General features: G+C 63.0%; 2 protein-coding genes and 2 pseudogenes. 3 read left to right on the top strand and 1 reads right to left on the bottom strand.

Translation table 11 applies throughout. The features are described from left to right. From P792_RS0119565 to P792_RS31860, 3 genes and pseudogenes are all read left to right on the top strand, one after another. Nucleotides 1–390: pseudogene (locus P792_RS0119565) on the top strand (hypothetical protein); the annotation flags it as partial. After that, nucleotides 383–1543 carry a hypothetical protein gene (locus P792_RS31865; RefSeq protein ID WP_152530243.1) on the top strand — a complete coding sequence of 387 codons (1161 nt, stop codon included), beginning with the start codon at nucleotides 383–385 and terminating at the stop codon, nucleotides 1541–1543. The pseudogene P792_RS0119565 and the gene P792_RS31865, both read left to right, overlap by 8 nt. Beyond that, the gene (locus P792_RS31860; protein WP_031241219.1) at nucleotides 1540–2940 is read left to right on the top strand and encodes a hypothetical protein; all 1401 of its coding nucleotides are present in this window, start codon (nucleotides 1540–1542) and stop codon (nucleotides 2938–2940) included. The genes P792_RS31865 and P792_RS31860 overlap by 4 nt, the downstream gene beginning before the upstream one ends. Nucleotides 2941–2981: 41 nt before the next feature. Here the strand turns inward: P792_RS31860 and P792_RS31855 are convergent. Beyond that, nucleotides 2982–3329, bottom strand: a pseudogene (locus tag P792_RS31855) (hypothetical protein); the annotation flags it as partial.

Raw genomic sequence — 3329 nt, 5'->3', positions numbered from 1 at the left:
GCAGGGCTGATCGTGCTGCGCCGCCATGTCGCATGGCGCTCGGGGGAACCCCGTGAACGACGCACTGCCCAGCAGGCTGCCAGCCTCGCTGTCTGCGGAGCCATTGCACTTGTGCTCCTCACAGCCCTGGCAGCGACACCGGGCATACCGGTGCTCATCTGCATCGGCATCATTCTCGCCGGATTATGCGGGGCGGCACTCTCTGCCCCCCTTTTGCAGCTGGTTTCGCTTCTCTGCACTCTTAATGGGCTTCTCCTGCTGGGCGGCTACACCCATAGCTGGCCCCTCGTTCTGGGTGCGACACTGGTCTGGATCGGCCTGCTGTCGCTTGGGGGATGGCTCATGCCCCGCCTTGCCTGGCATCGTATGGATGGCCCCGGTCATGGCTGATACCCTGCATCAGATCGCCCGGTTCCTCGTCCCGTCATGGCCGCTCCTCGCGGCCTGTCTGATGGCCTTGCTGCCTGAGGCGCGCGCCCTGCGCTCGGCGCGGCATTTTGCCCTTGCCGGTCTGGTCCTGACCCTGTGCCTTTCCCCGCTGCTTCCCGCTCAGGATCTGCTCAGCCGCTGGGGGTGCCTGATGGCGGGCGCAATGCCTTTTCTTGCATTGGGCAAGGGGGAGACGCGCCTGACCTTGTGTCTCGACTTCGTCTCGGCCTGCCTTATCACACTGGCCCTTTGTGCTCATGACGTGCTGACCGTGGTTTGCCTGACTGGCTGCGCGGCCCTCATGCTCACATACCGGGAAACCCTTGCCACCACGCGCGCGCGTCAGGCCTGGGATTCGATGCGCATGCGCCTTGCCGGGCTGGTTCTGGCACTGCTGGGCACCAGTCTGATCACCATGAGCCCTGACCCTGCCATCTTGAGACTTGGCGATCTTTTTCTCGCTGTCGGGCTTTGCCTTCTTTCCGGTCTCGGCACCATTGCGCCTGTCTGTGATGGGACGATGACCGGGAAAGATGGGTCAGCGGTTTCGCTGCGGACCGATCGCCTGACTGCCCTCCCCGACATGTTGCTATGTCTGAGCGCCGTGGCACTCATGCTGCGCCTGCCTGCGCGCGAGGTCACACACATGGTGCCCCTTTCCGCCGGGATAGCAGGATTGTGGCTTTGCATTCTGACCCGACAGGACGGCCCGAGGCTCCTGGTCTGCCTTGCCACCATCGCCGCCGCCCTGCCCACAGGGCCGGTTCCCTCGCTGCTCTTTCTCAGTTCAGGCCTCGCACTGGCCGCCGGTCCACAAATTCCTGACTCCATGCGACGCTGGGTCATAAGTAGCCTGCCGCCCTGGCCCAACTTCACAGCAGGATGCCTTACTCTGGCGGGGTTGAGCAAAGTTGGCCTCATACCTACCGTCATCGTGCTAGCTGCTCTCGGGCTGACCGCCAGCCGGGCGACGCTGGACTGGCATATACCGCTCAGCTGGCGCGACCGGGCGCTTGTACTCGCCCTTGTCGGTATGGGGATAATTGCGCCGCTCGTGCTTGGGCTTAACGCTCATGGCAGCCCGGTCGGGGCCCTTTCTTGGAGCGCCCCATGAGCATGATCGCCCGTATCCGGGCCGGCGAACGTCTTTCCCCACATCATTACACCCTCGATGAGGGGCAATGGCACGAGATGATTGCTGCGGCACCGGGCTGGTTCATCGCTCACTGGTGTGACGATCTGCGCGCCTATGCCCTGTTCCTCGATCAGGAAACGCCGCTTTTGGTGAGCACCCCCCTGATCGACGGGCGCTATTTCGCCCTGTCAGCGGCTCTGCCCTGCGCCTCCTGGCCAGAACGCATCGCGCAGGATCTGTGGGGTTGTCTGCCACTGGGCGCCATCGATACCGAGCCCGCACTGGATCAGGGGAGCTGGGCGAGTATCGCGCCTCTATCCGTCCGGTCCGTCCCAGCGCCTGTTTCAGCCGACCATACGCCTTCCCCACCCGTATTCGTGCAGAGCCTTCATGGCGATATGGCGCCGTTCATGTGGGGGCATGGGAAGATCATGCCGGGTGCCGCGCATATCGGCCTCATGCATCGCCTCAAGGGCTGTATGCCCGAGGAAGCATTGAGGCTGATCAGTCGCAGCAACGGATCGGCTTTTGTCGCAGCCCCCCTTGCCTACTCGCGTGCCATCGAAAACGCACTTGGCATCATCCCCGACGATGCGACACGCGATGCCCGCACGATCCTTCTGGAGATCGAACGCATCGTTGTGCATTGCCGTGATATTGCCCAGATGGCGCAGTTAACGGGCTTTGCCCTTCTCGCCACTCACGCCAGTCTTGCTGAGGATCTCTGTGCAGGACTATGCGCCCATCACGGGGCCAGCCGCCGCCTGACCGACATGATCACGCCACAAGGCATTGCAGCAGGGGTTGATATCTGCGGCCTTGCTCATGCCCTTCATGATGCCCTGATGCCGCGCCTGCCCGTCATCGAGGGGTTGCATTTCCAGATGGCGGAGACGCTGGAGGGACTTGGAGCGATACCTCCAGCCCGTGCCCAGGCCCTGTGCCTCGGTGGGTTGGTTGGTCGGGCTTCCGGACGTTCATTCGACCTGCGCCAGCTTGAAGATGACATGCGCCACGTTCCCGGCCGGGCAGGCTCGCGCCTTGGTGGCGATGGCTGGGCCAGACAATGCCTGCGCCTTGATGAGATACGTGACTCGCTCAGACGCATCGACCGCATTGCCGCTGATTTCGGCGTGCCTCTGCCCTCACCGGCAGCGGACACATCCGGATCCGGGGAGGGTATCGGCGCTGTCGAGGGCCCTCATGGCGATATCTGGTGCTGGGTGCGCCTCAAGGAGTCACGCCTTGACGGGATCATGCTGCGTGATCCTGCCCTTGCCACGCTGGGTTCTCTCCCCGCGCTGATGCATGATATCTGGGAGGACAGGCTCGTTCTGGCATCGCTGGGCTTCGATCCTGCCGGTGCCGACCAATAAGTTCCGATCCGGGGATCACTCCGGCCTGGCTGAAATACGCCTCAAGCCCCGATGACAACCCTGCTTTGCGTCTCGCCTCCGGCATGACCCGTGGCGCTTTCGGGCGCAGTCTCGTCGGTATGTTTGATCGCTGATGAAGCTGGTTTGAGCGAATCAGCCGGTGGACGCAGGGAGCTGGCCACGGCTCGCCACAGACGCGTCACGAACATCACGAAGCTGCTGAGCGCAGTCGCATAGCAGGCGCCAGTCAGCGAAAAATGGCGTGTGAGACCATAAAGCACGGGAAAATAGGCCAGTGTGATCCAGGTACGATTGGCCATGAGAAAGCCGATCTGTCCCATGACCGTCAGCAAGGGTTCGAGCGGCACGACCAGAAGGGTGAGCACCGC

Source organism: Asaia sp. SF2.1 (assembly GCF_000505765.1).
Taxonomy (GTDB): Bacteria; Pseudomonadota; Alphaproteobacteria; order Acetobacterales; family Acetobacteraceae; genus Asaia; species Asaia bogorensis.
Note: the sequence above shows the minus strand (reverse complement) of the source record. Positions and strands in the feature narration are given on the sequence as shown.

What these genes read in the sequence shown, in the direction of transcription:
- P792_RS31865 (WP_152530243.1), top strand. Translation starts at nt 383, where the DNA reads ATGGCTGATACCCTGCATCAGATCGCCCGGTTCCTCGTCCCGTCATGG.
- P792_RS31860 (WP_031241219.1), top strand. Translation starts at nt 1,540, where the DNA reads ATGAGCATGATCGCCCGTATCCGGGCCGGCGAACGTCTTTCCCCACAT.